The 12,811-nt window shown below is 71.6% G+C and carries 14 protein-coding genes and 1 pseudogene; 11 read left to right on the top strand and 4 right to left on the bottom strand.

All coding sequences use genetic code 11. The features are described 5' to 3' along the window. Window positions 1-487: 487 nt before the first annotated feature. From D9753_RS00995 to metX, 6 genes are all read left to right on the top strand, one after another. Window positions 488-862 (top strand): Tat pathway signal sequence domain protein, encoded by a 375-nt coding sequence (locus D9753_RS00995; protein WP_121785292.1) that lies wholly within the window; start codon window positions 488-490, stop codon window positions 860-862. After that, window positions 859-1,503 carry a class F sortase gene (locus tag D9753_RS00990; RefSeq protein ID WP_121785291.1) on the top strand — a complete coding sequence of 215 codons (645 nt, stop codon included), beginning with the start codon at window positions 859-861 and terminating at the stop codon, window positions 1,501-1,503. Before D9753_RS00995 ends, D9753_RS00990 begins: the two co-directional genes overlap by 4 nt. Before the next feature lie 134 nt (window positions 1,504-1,637). Further along, window positions 1,638-2,129, top strand: a complete 492-nt coding sequence (locus D9753_RS00985) for an RNA polymerase sigma factor (RefSeq protein ID WP_121785290.1) — start codon at window positions 1,638-1,640, stop codon at window positions 2,127-2,129. Next, window positions 2,113-2,592: a hypothetical protein gene (locus D9753_RS36915; protein WP_205614023.1), complete on the top strand. Its 480-nt coding sequence runs from the start codon at window positions 2,113-2,115 to the stop codon at window positions 2,590-2,592. Before D9753_RS00985 ends, D9753_RS36915 begins: the two co-directional genes overlap by 17 nt. A gap of 959 nt (window positions 2,593-3,551) precedes the next feature. After that, window positions 3,552-4,913: a bifunctional o-acetylhomoserine/o-acetylserine sulfhydrylase gene (locus tag D9753_RS00965; protein WP_121785289.1), complete on the top strand. Its 1,362-nt coding sequence runs from the start codon at window positions 3,552-3,554 to the stop codon at window positions 4,911-4,913. After that, entirely contained in the window at window positions 4,910-6,073 is a 1,164-nt protein-coding gene (gene metX, locus D9753_RS00960) for a homoserine O-acetyltransferase MetX (RefSeq protein WP_121785288.1), read from the top strand. The genes D9753_RS00965 and metX overlap by 4 nt, the downstream gene beginning before the upstream one ends. A gap of 100 nt (window positions 6,074-6,173) precedes the next feature. On the opposite strand, the gene D9753_RS36910 is transcribed toward metX, so the two are convergent. Beyond that, entirely contained in the window at window positions 6,174-6,506 is a 333-nt protein-coding gene (locus D9753_RS36910; protein ID WP_205614022.1) for a hypothetical protein, read from the bottom strand. Between the two features lie 201 nt (window positions 6,507-6,707). Then, window positions 6,708-7,898 (bottom strand): cytochrome P450 family protein, encoded by a 1,191-nt coding sequence (locus D9753_RS00950; protein WP_205614021.1) that lies wholly within the window; start codon window positions 7,896-7,898, stop codon window positions 6,708-6,710. 131 nt (window positions 7,899-8,029) lie between these two features. Between D9753_RS00950 and D9753_RS37465 the strand changes: the two are divergent. From D9753_RS37465 to D9753_RS00930, 3 genes and pseudogenes are all read left to right on the top strand, one after another. Next, window positions 8,030-8,200, top strand: a pseudogene (locus D9753_RS37465) (TetR/AcrR family transcriptional regulator); the annotation flags it as partial. A 217-nt stretch (window positions 8,201-8,417) separates the two neighbouring features. Next, window positions 8,418-8,966 carry a GNAT family N-acetyltransferase gene (locus tag D9753_RS00940; protein WP_121785287.1) on the top strand — a complete coding sequence of 183 codons (549 nt, stop codon included), beginning with the start codon at window positions 8,418-8,420 and terminating at the stop codon, window positions 8,964-8,966. 404 nt (window positions 8,967-9,370) lie between these two features. After that, complete coding sequence (locus D9753_RS00930) at window positions 9,371-9,616, top strand: EamA family transporter (protein WP_338057955.1); 246 nt, start codon at window positions 9,371-9,373, stop codon at window positions 9,614-9,616. Window positions 9,617-9,766: 150 nt separating this feature from the next. Here the strand turns inward: D9753_RS00930 and D9753_RS37460 are convergent, their stop codons facing one another. Further along, complete coding sequence (locus tag D9753_RS37460) at window positions 9,767-10,015, bottom strand: transposase (protein WP_240467980.1); 249 nt, start codon at window positions 10,013-10,015, stop codon at window positions 9,767-9,769. Window positions 10,016-10,372: 357 nt separating this feature from the next. On the opposite strand from D9753_RS37460, the gene D9753_RS37455 reads away from it, so the two are divergent. After that, window positions 10,373-10,756: a hypothetical protein gene (locus tag D9753_RS37455; RefSeq protein WP_240467979.1), complete on the top strand. Its 384-nt coding sequence runs from the start codon at window positions 10,373-10,375 to the stop codon at window positions 10,754-10,756. Window positions 10,757-11,244: 488 nt separating this feature from the next. Here D9753_RS37455 and D9753_RS00915 read toward each other — a convergent pair whose 3' ends face one another. Then, entirely contained in the window at window positions 11,245-12,060 is an 816-nt protein-coding gene (locus tag D9753_RS00915) for a helix-turn-helix domain-containing protein (RefSeq protein WP_205614020.1), read from the bottom strand. 94 nt (window positions 12,061-12,154) lie between these two features. On the opposite strand from D9753_RS00915, the gene D9753_RS00910 reads away from it, so the two are divergent. Next, a complete protein-coding gene (locus D9753_RS00910) occupies window positions 12,155-12,763 on the top strand; it encodes a YdeI/OmpD-associated family protein (protein WP_205614019.1) in 609 nt (202 codons plus the stop codon). The last annotated feature ends 48 nt before the right edge of the window (window positions 12,764-12,811 follow it).

The raw sequence follows: 12,811 nt of genomic DNA, 5'->3' as shown, positions 1-12,811 counted from the left end.
TGCCGCAACCGGAGACGGCCCCTAAGCCGGTGGCGGACAAGGCCGCCGCAGCCTGCGCAGCTCAGTGAGCGCGATGCCCTGATGCGCATGTGACTCCAAGAAGAGGGTGGCCGGCCTCGCTCGCCAGTGGCGGCCGTGACCGTCGTACAGCCCGCCGCACCGAGGCAGAGGACGAGCAGTAGGGTCAGTGATCGGTGGGACACGGCGCCGCTGTGGCCCCCCGGACGCGGCCGGTACCCGCAGCAGGCGCCCGGGCCACCGAGCGGATCGGGCTCCGTACGATCCCGGCGGCTCCGACGACCCCGGCGCACCGGCGGGCGGGGTTTCGCGCGACCCGGTCGGGCGCCGGGCAGGCGCGCGAGCTGCCCCTCCCTTCCGCGCCTTTGCCTTCTCTTTACAACCTGGTCTCGCCCCGCCTCGTCTCTCCGCTCGGAATTTGCAACCGCCCGCCGAACCGTGCGGGCGGCCGACGAGAGAGAGCCATCCGATGCGCCGAACCGTCCTCAGTGCCACGGCACTCGCGTGCACCACCGTGCTGGCGGCCATCGTGCCCGCCTTCGCCGACGGGACCAAGCCCACTCATGCCCCTGCCCCGGCCCCTTCCAAGGTGGCCACCTCCGTCCCCAGTGCCCCCGCCCAGGGCAGCACCAAGGACAGCCGCACGCCGGGCACCGAACCCACTCAGGCCCCGGCCCGCGACCAGGTCGACAAGGTGCCCGCGGGGGCACCCGACACCGGCGTCATCACCCCCGCCGCGGACTCCCACTCCCAGAACGGGCTGATCGGCGGCGCCGCCGGTGCGGCGCTGGTGCTGGCCGGCGGAGCCGCCTTCGTCGTCCGCCGCCGGGCGACCGGGGCATGACACCGCTCTCCAGGCGCGCGTTCGGCGGCGCGGCACTGACCGCGCTGCTGGCCGGTTGCGGCGGCGTCGGGACCGACCGGCCCGCACCCGTCCACCCGGAGGGCACCCACCACGGCACCCCGGGCGCCGAAGGCACCCCGCAGGCAAGCCCGTCGGGCACCGGCGACGCCCCGCGCCCGCTGCGCCGTTCGGTACCGGTCCGGCTCCGCATCCCGGCCATCGGGGTCGACACCCCACTGCTCAGCCTCGGCCTGGCACCGGACGGCACCGTGCAGGTCCCCCCGGTCACCGCACACGACCGGGCGGGCTGGTACCGACATTCGCCGACGCCGGGACAGCGCGGACCGTCGGTGATCCTCGGCCACGTCACGGTCGGCTCCTACGGCAACGGAGTCTTCCGCCACCTGGACCGGCTGCGGACCGGCGAGAGGATCGTGGCCCGCCTGGAGAACGGCACGCAGGCGGAGTTCGCCGTCACCACCACCCGCACGGTGGCCAAGGCGCACTTCCCGACCGAAGACGTCTACGGGAACGTGGACCGCCCAGAACTGCGGCTCATCACCTGCGGCGGCCTGCGCGACGGCCACGGCTACCGTGACAACGTGATCGTCTTCGCCACCGTCAGCTCCACCGGTCCGTGACGAACCGGCGCCCCGCGGCGGCGGCCGGGCCGGCGAACGCGACGCCGCCGACCCGTTCTCATCCCCCCCGCGGGGCGTCGGCCCGCCCGTAGCCCCCACCCGTGCCCGACCCGGCACCCCGACCCTGGAGAGCGTTGAAACGGTCCCGCGACAAGGCAGCGTCCGAACTGTTCGCCGCCCTGTACCCGCGCCTCGCCGGCTGGTGCCGCCGCCTCGTCGACGACGACGAGACGGCTCACGAAATCGCCTCCGAGGCGTTCACCCGGCTCTGGGCCCGCTGGACGTCCGTGGAGGAGCCCCGCGGCTTCCTCTACGTCACCGCGGCCAACATCATCCGCGACCACTGGCGCAAGCTCGAGCGCGAACGCCGGGCCGTACGCCGCGCCACCACCGAGGCCTCGCTCAGCCCCCACACCGAGCAGAGCGATCCCTCGGTGCGCCTGCTCGTGCAGTCCCTGCCGGAACGACTGCGCGTCCCGATCCTCCTCCACTACTACGCTGACATGCCGATCCGGGAGGTGTCCGCACTGACCGGACGCAAGGAAGGAACCGTCAAGGCCGACCTGCACGCGGCCCGGGAACTGCTCCGCGTTCACCTGAGGAGAAACCTTGACCACTCGCTTTGACAACGACCCGGAGTCCGCGCCCGACGACCCGCTCACGGTGATCCTCCGGCCGCCCGCCGACTACCTCGGCCCGCCACCCGGCCGCTACGAGGCGATCCGCCGCACGGCGGGCCGCCGCAGACTGCTGCGCGCCGCCGTCGGGGCGGCCCTGACGTGTGCGGCGGCCCTCGTCGCGCTGCCGCTGCACCTGTCCGGCCCGTCCGGCCCCGCGATGCCGACGGTTCCGCTCGCTCCGCCGCCCCCCGCGACCGCGCCGGGCCCCACACCCCCGCCGGGACCGACCGCACCGGCCTCGGACTCCGCCACCCCGAGCCCCCGCAAGAGCACCGGCGCCGGCGCGCCCCCGAGCCCCACGGCCACCCCCGGCACCCGTACGACTGCCCGGCCCGGCCCGGACCGCTCGGCACCGCCGCGGGAGCAGATCCCGGCGTACCCCACACCGGAGGGAACCAGCCGCAGGTAGCCGGCGGCGGGGGCGGGCCGCGTCCCGGGCTCAGGCGGTCGGCGTGCCCCTGGTGGAAGTACATCCGCCAACCCGTATCCGTCAGGCGCCACAGGCAGTTGCGCCAAGCCCGGCGCTTCGGTTCCGCGCCGAGCTGAGACACAACGTGGCAGTCCCGGGAACCAACACCTCCGCACGCGCCCCGAACGCCCCTCTCGCGGCCGATCCCCCGCCCCGACGGCTGAATCTCCCCCGTCAGGCCGGGTGATCAGCCCTCACAACCCCTTACAGCCGATCCAGAAGGGAACCTCCTATGGGTCTGGCCGCCGACCGCTTGGACCCCGCCGTGCAGCGTGCGTGCACCCGCCCCATCACGAAATCCGCAGGCGCGCAGATGCGTTACCTGGTGCGCCAGTTCAAGGGCACCTGCGGTCGCCGACGTGCCCGGCGTCTCCCAGCACACCGTGGAGCGCTAGGCCAGATCTACGCCCCGACCTGATCTCGCTCAGCGCCTGGCCGACGCCGTAGGCGCCCGCTCGCAGCCCGTATCCGCGAGGAGGCCCGCCGCCAGGCCGCCGTGGGCGCTGTGCCCGTCGACCACCCAGGACGATGTCGGGAGGCAGCAGCAACCGGTTGACGATGCTCACCCCGCAGGGGTGAGCCGATCGAGATGTGCTGGTGCGTCGCCGCTTCCATGTGGCTATCTGGCTCCATGACCGTGCTCGTGACCCGCCGCCACGTCGATTACGTGCGTGTCACCACCACGGGTTGTCCCGCCGTGAGCTGAGTCCGCTCCGGCCTTTCGAGCAGTGCTCTTCCCCACAGCACGGCACCGCATCGCCACAACGCGCCTTTCCCCGGGCCCGGTTCGCAGTATGAGGTTTCGCCGCGCTTTCTTCGCCCCCGTACCGCGGGCGTCCCCGTACCCCGGGCGCCCCCGTACCGCAGGCGTTCCCGCCCTCCGCACCAGGGAGCACGACATGAGCCAGCCCATCGATGCCGTCACCGCCGGCCACACCCTTGAGGAACATCCCCCCGGCCCCGACACCTCCGCCTGGTCGTTCGAGACCAAGCAGATCCACGCGGGACCCGCGCCCGACCCGACGACCGGTGCCCGGGCGACCCCCATCTACCAGACGACGTCATTCGTGTTCCGGGACACGCAGCACGTCGCCGACCTGTTCTCGCTGGCCGAGCCCGGCAACATCTACACCCGCATCCACAACCCCACCCAGGACGTCTTCGAGCAGCGCGTCGCCGCCCTGGAGGGCGGGGTCGCGGCCGTCGCGCTCTCCTCCGGGCAGGCGGCGGAGACCCTGGCGATCCTGACGGTGGCCAGCGCCGGCGACCACGTCGTCTCCAGCAGTTCGCTGTACGGCGGCACCTACAACCTGTTCCGGCACACGCTGCCGAAGCTGGGCGTCCAGGTGTCGTTCGTGGACGACCCGGGCGACTTCGAGGCCTGGCGGGCGGCGATCCGGCCGAACACCAAGGCACTGTTCGCCGAGACGTTGGGCAATCCGCGCGGTGACGTGCTCGACGTGGAGGCGGTCGCGGACGTGGCGCACGCGGCCGGGCTGCCGCTGATCGTGGACAACACCCTGCCGACGCCGTATCTGCTGCGTCCCGTCGAGCACGGTGCGGACGTCGTCGTGCACTCGGCGACCAAGTTCCTGGGCGGGCACGGCACAGCGATCGCGGGCGTGGTCGTGGACGGCGGGACCTTCGACTTCGGGGCGCACGCCAAGCGGTTCGCGGACTTCAACGAGCCCGACCCCAGCTACCACGGCCTGCGGTACTGGCCCGCGCTCGGCCCGGGCGCCTTCGCCGTCAAGCTGCGCGTGCAGTTGCTGCGTGACCTCGGCCCGGCCCTCTCCCCGCACTCCGCTTTCCTGCTGCTGCAGGGCGTGGAGACCCTGAGCCTGCGCATCGAGCGGCACTCCGCCAACGCGTTGGCGCTGGCCCAGTGGCTGGAGCAGCGGGACGAGGTGGCCGCCGTGCACTACCCGGGTCTCGAATCCAGCAAGTGGTACGAGGCGGGGCGCACATACCTGCCGCGGGGTGCGGGCGCGCTGGTCTCCTTCGAGCTGCGTGACGGCGTCGAGGCCGGCAAGCGGTTCGTGGACGCGGTCGAGCTGTTCAGCCACCTCGCCAACATCGGCGACGTGCGCAGCCTGATCATCCACCCGGCCTCCACGACGCACAGCCAGCTCGACGAGGAGCAACTGGCGGCCACCGGCGCCTCCCCGGGCCTGGTGCGCCTGTCGGTCGGACTGGAGAACCTCGCCGATCTGAAGGCCGACCTGGAGGCGGGGTTCCGCGCGGCGAAGGGCGCGTCCTGAACACCGTCTTGCCGCCTTCCGAGGTCCCCCTCCCGCCGGCCTCCGGGGCCTGGCGAGAGGGGGACCCGCCCGGGCGTCGCCAGTGGTACGAACGCGACGCACCGCTTGCGCTGGAGGCGGGCGGCGAGGTCCCGGGTGTGCGCATGGCGTTCGAGACATGGGGGCGGCTGGCGCCCGACCGCTCCAACGCGGTGCTGGTACTGCACGCCCTGACCGGCGACAGCCATGTCGCGGGCGCCGCCGGTCCCGGTCACCCCGGTCCCGGCTGGTGGGACGGGATCGTCGGCACCGGACGGGCGCTCGACACGGACCACTGGTTCGTCGTCGCCCCGAACGTGCTCGGCGGTTGTCAGGGCAGCACCGGGCCGTCCTCGCTCGCCCCTGGCGGACGCCGCTGGGGCAGCCGTTTCCCGTTCCTGACCCAGCGTGACCAGGTGCTGGTAGAGGCGGAGTTGGCGGAGGCGCTCGGCATCGACCGGTGGGCGCTGGTCGTCGGCGGATCGATGGGCGGGATGCGGGCGCTCGAGTGGGCCGTGTCCTATCCGGAGCGGACGGGGGCGCTGCTGCTGCTCGCCACGGCGGCCGCGGCGAGCGCGGAGCAGATCGCTTGGGCGAACATACAGCTACACGCCGTGCGCGGTGACCCGAATTGGCGCGGCGGCGACTACCACGGTGCGGACCCCGGACGCGGCCCGCACGCCGGGCTCGGCCTGGCCCGCCGTCTCGCCCACGTCACCTACCGCAGCGAACCGGAGCTGCAGAGCCGCTTCGGCCGCACGCCGCAGGCCACGGAGGACCCTTGGAACGGCGGTCGCTATCAGGTCGAGTCGTATCTCGACCACCACGCCGCCAAGCTGGTGCGCCGCTTCGACGCGGGCAGCTACGTCACTCTCACCGAGGCCATGAACAGCCACGACATCGGCCGGGGGCGCGGCGGTGTGCGCGCCGCCCTGAGCCGGGTGACGGCCAGAACGCTCGTCGCCGCAGTGGACACGGACCGCCTCTATCCACCTTCCCAGCAAACCGAGTTGGCGGCCGGCATCCCCACCGCAGGCCGCCTCCGGGTGATCGAATCCCCGTACGGCCACGACGGCTTCCTCATCGAGGTGAAGCAGGTCGCCGCGCTCCTCACCGAACTTCTCAGCCGGACCGCCACCTGACGGCGCCCTTCGGCTGCCACCGCCCCGCCGTTGAGCCGGACCGCATGAGCCCCCGGCGCCCGGTGGCGGATTCAGGCCGTGAGCTTCTTGCAGATCGCCTTCAAGCGGGCTCGGCGCTGGCGCGGGCCAGCGGCAGCCACACGCCTTCGGCGAGGTCCGTGCGGGCGAAGAGGCCGACGCCGGCCAGCGCTCCGGGCCAGGGGCAGCCAAACCTCGTCCGCGAGAGCGAAGCGGACGAAGTCACCGGCCAGGGGGTGCCGTTCCGATCGAGGTTGTGGCGTACCCGGTCGGCGGCCGAGGCCCGGATCGCGTCCGGCTCTGCCGCCGGGGCGGGGGCCGGCCCGGCGGGGGCCGGGGTGAGGAAGCGGGGCACGTAGCCGGTGGGCGGGATCGGCTCGGAGAGCCATGCGCGGTTCAGCGCAGCGGCCACCATACGCGGCCGTATCCGGTCGGCCCAGGGCAGGTGGACCGGATGCGCGGTGCCGGACCTAAGGAGGAGCGGCCCCGGGGAGTCAGCGGCGGGAGGGCTTGCGTTGAGGAGTGGTCGCTCTGCCAGAGCTGGCCGCCCCAGCGAGCGACCTGACGCAGGTGCGGTTCGCCGTCTCACCGATGTGAGAGGTCGCGCCCCGCTTCCTCACCAGCGCACCGGAAGGCTGCGCATCCCTCTCATCAGCAGGCCCGGCAGCCACTCGCCCGGCGAACCGTCGAGCGCGAGGCCGGAGGCGCGCTCCAGGAGTGTGCCGACGGCGATACGGCCCTCCAAGCGGGCCAGGGGTGCGCCCAGGCAGTAGTGGATGCCGTGGCCGAAGGTCAGGTGGCCGCGGGTGTCACGGCGGATGTCGAAACGGTGCGGGTCGCTGTAGCGGTCGCCGTCGCGCTGGGCGGCAGTGAGGCCGACCACCACCTGCTCGCCCTGCTCGATGGGCGTGCCGGCGATCTCCAGGGGCTCGCGGGCGTAGCGGAACGTGGCGCTCTGCACCGGGCCCTCGTAGCGCAGCATCTCCTCGACGGCGCCGTCGAGGAGGCTCATGTCAGCCCTGAGGGCAGCGAGTTGCCCGGGGTGGGTGAGGAGGGCGAGGACGCCGTTGCCGATGAGGTTGACGGTGGTTTCATGACCGGCGATGAGCAGCAGGTAGGCCATGCCGCGCAGTTCCTGCGCGGAGAGCCGGTCGCCGCCCTCGGCGGTGGCGCGGATCAGGTCGCTCAGCAGGTCGTCGGTCGGTCCGGCGGACCGCTTGTCCTCGATCAGTCCGGTGAGGTACTCGGCGAGGCGGACGATCGCGTCATACTCGGTGGTCCCGTTGGTCGGTGCGACCACCTCGGTGGACATCTTCCGGAACTCCGCGCGGTCCATGTCCGGGACGCCGAGCAGTTCGCAGATGACAGTGATGGGCAGCGGGAAGGCGAGGGAGTCGATGAGGTCGCCGTACCCGCGCGGCAGCATCTCGTCCAGCAGGTCATCGGTGATCTGCTGGATCCGCGGGCGGAGCTGCTCCACCCGGCGCATCGTGAACGCGCGGGTGACGAGGCCGCGCAGACGGGTGTGCTGAGGGGGGTCGGTTGCCAGCAGGTGCTTGCCGATCATCTCCTCGTCAAGGAAGGTCGCGCCGATCTTGGCGCCGTCCTTGGCCAGCCGGGGGTCGGCGAGGGCGGCGCGCGCCTCTTCATACCCCACGATCAGCCAGGTTTCGTAGTCCTCGCCCGCTCCCGGCAACCGGACGCGGTGCACGGGGCCCCGCTCACGCAGGCGGGCGTACACCGCATGGGGGTCGCGGCGGAGATCGTCCCCGGACTCCCCCAGATCGACCAGCCGTTGCCTGTCCATCGCTCCCCTTCCGGACTCCCCCCGAGGCCCCCGGGCGCATCCCGGTACCGGCACAACGCCTGCGGCGGTCGCTTAGTGCCCGTCCTCCAGCGGTCCCGCGTCGCACTTCGGCCCGATGTGCGTAGTGCTTCTTCCAGCGAGCCGTCGACGACGGTGACCTGCCTGCGCAGACCGATCCGGCGCTACTGGCCCGCTACGGCACCACCTTCGCCTACGGCATCGCGGTACAAGCTGCGAGTGGTGTCGGCCGGGATGAGCTACAGGAGCTGGCCGACGCCGCCCTCCGTAACTGGCCACTCTGAGCCCCCCCCGCGGGCACCGTGAGACACCAACTGGCTGAGACGCACCGACAGATCACACAACCCCGTCCAGCGCGGTGGCGTCCGGCAGCCGTGCGCACCCGGCCCCGACTTCCGGGAACGCCCCGGTTCTGTATCGAGTGACTTGTTGCTGCCTTGGCCGTTGCACAGTGGGTGATGAGGCACGTACGGCCGGCGGACGTGCGCTACATTGCCCGCCATGACTGAACGCGGGGCCGTCACCTGGCCACCTGCCCCGATACGGACCGCGCGGCTCGTGCTCCGGGAGCCCGCGGCCCGAGACCGCGCGGCGATCATCGAGCTGCTCGCCTCGCCGGAGGTGGGCGCCTACATCGGTGGTCCTCGACCGCGTGATGAGCTTGAGCGCGTGTTGCCTGAGACTCCCGAGAAGCGCCCCGGCCTTTTCGTGGTCGAGCTCGACGGAGCGATGATCGGCACCGTCGAACTCAACCGGCGCGACGCGGAGCATCGGAGTCATGTCCGCCCGGATGCGGGGGAGGCCGAGCTCGGCTACCTGTTCCTGCCCGAGGCATGGGGACGCGGATACGCCGCCGAGGCGTGCGCGGCGGCGCTCGACTGGTTCGCCGACGCGCTTCCCGGGGAGCCTGTGGTGCTCTGCACCCAGACCGCCAACGACCGCTCGATGCGCCTCGCGGCGAAGCTGGGGTTCACCGAGGTGCAACGGTTCGAGGAGTGGGGTGCCGAACAGTGGATGGGCGTGAGGTCCCCGGTCACGCCGTCCAGTTGAGATCGTTCTCGACATCGCGACCGACTTCCACGAAACCGCCGATCGGTCGTCGGCCGCGGCGCTTGACCGCGTGGAGCACGGCGGAGGGCTTCCGTCATGTTGCAAGCCCGGTCAGTTCGGCAACGGTTACTGCCTGAGCGTTCTCCGGCACGGGCCCCTCTGCACGCAACAGAACAGAGTCGAGAAAGGAAACCGGTCATGTCCGTCCCTGGCCGGGAGCGCGGCGGCACCCGCCCGCCCGCGTACACGGCGAACCGGGCGCGGTAGCCGTCCCATTTCGGCTCTGCTGCCCACCCGCTGGGCAGTGCAGGGCTGTCCACGGCCACGGTCGGCATCGGCTCGGGCAAGGACCACGTCATACGGTGATGCCATGTTCGCCGGCTACGTCCTCTTCGGCCGGGGCCTTGCCTACGTGCCCGGCCAGCACCGCCACCACCCTGTCCCTGCTCGAACCGGCCGTCACGGCCGCTCTCGCCGTCCTGAGCGTCGGCGAACGCCTTCCCGCGACCGGCTGGATGGGCACCGCCCTCGTCATCGCCTGCCTCGCCGTCCTCACCATCCCCACACCCACCCGCAACTCACGCGGACGGCTGCGGAATTCGGTCGACCACGACAGCGATCCTCCCGCGAGGGCGGCACGTGCAGCCTGAAGTGGTGGGCATCGAACGTGACCCGGCTGCGGCCGGAACAGCCTCGGGTGCAGGTCCGGGTCCAGGGGCCGTGGGGGCCAGAGCACGGAGGCGGTGACGGTGCTGGGCGACGCTCCGTTCGGCGGCCTCGCTCAAGTCGTGCCAGAGGTGTCACCGGTCCGCGACCTGGACGGCCCGCGGTGCACCGGCGGTGGCGCCCTCGGCGAAGAACGGCGCCCGGTCCCGGCACACGACCTCGACGCCGGGCCGATCGGCGAGCCAGGCCGCCAGGCTCGATGCCTCCCGGTCGGGCAGCGGGTCGACAGGACGGCGGGTTTCAACGCCGACGAGAACGGTGCCGTAGTGGCGGCCCTTGCGGGTGGCGTACTCGTCGACGCCGACCACGCTTGGGGCGGCCACTTCCGGCTCGGGAAGGGCGCCGACCGGCGCAGGACGGTGCTCCGGCTGACGGAGACCCCGAGCACGGAGCTCGGGCGAGCGCCGGCCCGGCCCGCCAGGGCGAGACCGACCGAGGGGTGGGGCACCGTGCTGCGGTTGGCCCCCTGCGGTGCGCTCCGCCCACTGACTGGAGGCCTTTTGAGGCGATGCCCCACTCCCAGCCGGCCAAGGAAGCTGACCTAACCGCCCACCGTGTCGGGAAGGTCACCGGCGTGGGTGTCGGCTATGAGTTCGGCGAGAGTGAAGTGGGCTTCCTCGACGCTGTCTCTCCTCTCGCTGTTATTCTCTGCGGGTTTCGTACGACTCAGGGGGAAGCCCGTGCTCACGTCGGTTGCCACGCAGTGGCTGTGGCTGCTGGCCGTCACAGCCCTCGTGCTCCACTGCTCCGCCATGGCGAAATGGATACCGGTCCAGAGGTTCTGGACGGTGTACCCCTTCATCTGGGTGGTGTGCGGCACCGGAGGGGTGGCGTACGGCGTATGGCGCGGCTTCGCCGTGGAAGACATGCTCGTCGTGTGCTCGTTCGCGCTCATCGGACTGACGATCGGCATGTACCCGACTCGCAAGCTGTTCGCGGAGTGGGCGCGGGAGATCAACAGGGGAGTGACACGCGAGCGGTACGACTACCCGCGCTCACATCTCGCGTTCTGTGGCGCATCGGTGCTCGTGATGTCGGCCGCCGCGATCCTGCTGGCCCGCTGACAGACCACAAGCGGTGGCAAGCGGATTCGCTCGCCTCGAGGAGACACGGCAGAGGGTGCGGTCGGTGGCTGGCCGGGCGTCCAGTGGCCTGTTGCCGGGTCGGTGCGGAGGGCCTGCTGACGGTGGGCAGTACCGGCCCGTCGAGGGCAAGTGGGACTCCTACTCCTCACCAGGCAGGGCGTACCACCCGGACGGCGTGACGGTGACGAACGCCGGCAACGACGTCGTGGTGATCCCCATGAAAGTGAAGGGCCACCTGAAGACGACAGCGAGGACTACGGCCTGACCGGACTGCCGGAGCAGCCGTGCGGCCGGCTCCTGGCCGCTCAGCCGGAAGAAAGTGCTCCCCGCGCCCGCAGGGATGGTGGGTCTTCACAGTTGAGCGGTGCGGAGGTGTCCGCGGGCTCGGCGGGTGGTGCCGCAGCGTGTGCGTAGGCGTTGGTTGGCGGGGTTGCGGAAGCCGAACGCGTTGCGGGCGATGAGCTTGATCACGCGGTTGATCCTTTCGCTCTTGGAACTTCCAGCGGAGGTTGCCGACTTGGTGGCGGTCGGCTCCGGTGCGGGCCAGGGCGAGGAGGGCGCGCAGGTTCTCCTTGGCTATCCAGGCCGTCAGCAGCGTCTGCCCGATCTTCCCCTCGCCCAGGAGCGCTGGTGATGGCGAGCCAGGCCAGGACATCGGCGACGGTGCGGCCCTCGACTTGTCCGAGCAGCCCGCCGTGGCCGAGGGCGTCGACGAAGCCGGCGTGCCACCGGTCCCGGGTCAGGCGCCACTTGCCGGTCTCCGCGTCCTGTTCCCGGCTCGGCCGTCCGCGGCGGGTCTCGTCGATGCCCAGGATTGTGACCTGCGGCAGAGGTGCCTCGGTGACGTCGCGGGCCTGCGTGTGGAAGGCTTCCATCACGGTCGGCCAGGACAGATGCAGATCCCGTGCGGCCTGGATGACCGTGGAGCCGGCATCCCGTATGCGGCGCCCGGCCGTATCCCGCAGCCGGGCGGTCAGCCTGGCACCGGCCGGGATCTGCGGGATCTGCTCGGTGAAGGACCGGCGAGGGCAGCCGGCCTCGCGGCACCACCAGCGGCGCTTGTGCCAGCGGAACTCCGATCCGCTCTCGCCGTAAGGAAGATCGCGTGGCCGGGTCACCGCCGAGCCCTTGACCCGGGTGGCGAACACCCCGCAGGCCGGGCAGACTCTGGCTGTCTCGTCGGCCGTGATCAGGAGAACTCGGCGCCTTCCGTCGGCCGGCCGCTCAACCCGCGCGACGGACACCCCGTCGACGTCGAGCAGCAAGGTCGAATCGTTGACCAAGCCCGTGGCTCCTGCATGATCGTTCTGCGTCGAGAACAGAGATGATCACGCAGGCCCACGGGCATCCCGCATCCGGGGCCGTGCCGAATGCCTCATGACAATCGGCCGAGTGTGGTTCGCTGCTGGGGTGACTCAGGACTTGGAGATCGTCGCATTCGAATCCGCCGAGGCATTCCAGGCATGGCTCGGCGAGAACCACGCCGTCTCACCCGGCATCTGGCTCAAGCTTCGCAAGAAGGGCCCCGGAATCGCCGGGCTGGACTACACCCAGGCGCTGGACGTGGCACTCTGCTACGGCTGGATCGACGGCCAGAAGGCAAAGTTCGACGACCAGTGGTGGCTCCAGCGGTTCACCCCGCGCAAGCCGCGCAGCAAGTGGTCCAAGGTCAACCGGGACAAGGTGGCCGCCCTGATCGAACAGGGCCGGATGCATCCGCCGGGACAGGCCGAGGTCGACCGCGCCAAGGCAGACGGCCGCTGGGAAGCGGCCTACGACGGCGCGAAGACCGCCACGGTGCCGGACGACCTCACGGTGGCCCTGACCGCCGACCCGGCCGCGGCGGAGTTCTTCGAGACACTGGACCGGCAGAACCGCTACGCGATCCTGTACCGGATCGAAGACGCCAAGAAGGCCGAGACCCGGGCGCGCCGGATCGAGGAGTACGTAGCGATGCTGGCGAAGGGCGAGAAGCTGCACCCGTAGTCACGGAGAGGGACCGTGGCCGTGTACTGCCGTGGACTCCCGGCGCGC

Origin of the sequence: Streptomyces dangxiongensis (genome assembly GCF_003675325.1) — a bacterium.
Taxonomy (GTDB): Bacteria; Actinomycetota; Actinomycetes; order Streptomycetales; family Streptomycetaceae; genus Streptomyces; species Streptomyces dangxiongensis.
The sequence above is the reverse complement of the archived record's forward strand: the minus strand, read 5'-3'. Positions and strand labels throughout refer to the sequence as shown.